The sequence below is a fragment of the Campylobacter sp. W0014 genome (assembly GCF_020135975.1).
Classification (GTDB): Bacteria; Campylobacterota; Campylobacteria; order Campylobacterales; family Campylobacteraceae; genus Campylobacter_D.
This window is the reverse complement of the sequence record NZ_JACHTR010000075.1, coordinates 1-1,019: the sequence shown is the minus strand read 5'-3', so window position 1 is coordinate 1,019 and position 1,019 is coordinate 1. Positions and strand designations below refer to the sequence as shown.

Annotated in this window: 1 pseudogene; it reads right to left on the bottom strand. The window is 25.2% G+C overall.

Annotated features, from left to right (window positions below):
• Positions 1–26 precede the first annotated feature (26 nt).
• Positions 27–1,019 (bottom strand): annotated as a pseudogene (locus H2277_RS09000) (hypothetical protein); the annotation flags it as partial.

Sequence of the window (1,019 nt, the reverse complement as noted above, 5' to 3'; positions counted from 1 at the left end):
TATTTAATTTTAAAAAATATAAAAACTTAGCTACTTTCTATATGAAATTCTCCTTTAAGTCTTCTTATTTCAAACCACAATTTGATATATCCGCCTTTATACCAATTATTATGAGCTTTTATCAAAGCTTTTCCAAGCTTATAGGTGAAAGATTCTTTTTCTTTTAAGGCTTCTTGATAGTCAGGATAAGATTTTAAACGAGGTAGCTTTAAAGAAGGATTTTTTTCAATCTTTTTTTGATAGATTTTTTGTTGTAGTTTATGGTTTAAAAATGTGGATATTAAGTAAAATGGCATTGATAGTATTTTTGAAAAAGAAGCGGAGCGCATGATCATTGTTTGGCCAAGTTTATAGGGAAGTTGGTTTTGAATTCTTTGTTTAGCTGTGCCGTATTTGCAAAAAAAATTTATATTATCATCTATAAGTTCAGATATGAATTTTATGTTTGAATTTACGTCATTTGAAAAATCAAATAATTTTTTAAAGCAAAGATATATTTTTTCTTGTCTATTTTCTTTTGAAAAACGGACTACTTCAAATCTTAAATATTCAATTGCTTTAATAAGAGTTTGTTTTAGTAGATTCTTATGTTTAAGATTAGTTTTTTCTAAATAATCAAGAATGATAAAAGCTGCTAGGAAATGGTGACTTTTTCTGCGATACAAGGTATTTTCAGATTCATTTTTGTGATTCATATTACTACCTTTTCTTATGCGATAGTAATATAATTTTTCTGTAAGTATATAGATATTATTGCATTGGGCAAATAACATTATTCCAAAAGGAAAATCTTCTATATAGGTCATTTGATCTATAAATTTAAGTTTAATATTTTTTAGAAAATTAAAATCAACCATACCTTGCCAACCAAACCATAAACCCTTAAAACCTATTTTGAGAATATTTTTAAAAAAATCTTCCACACTTACTTTTTGATTTTCTTTATATTGATACGCTTCAATAGAGCTTTTAAAAAATGGATTATAAAGAATATCATCTTCATAAATTTCTTTCCAGTT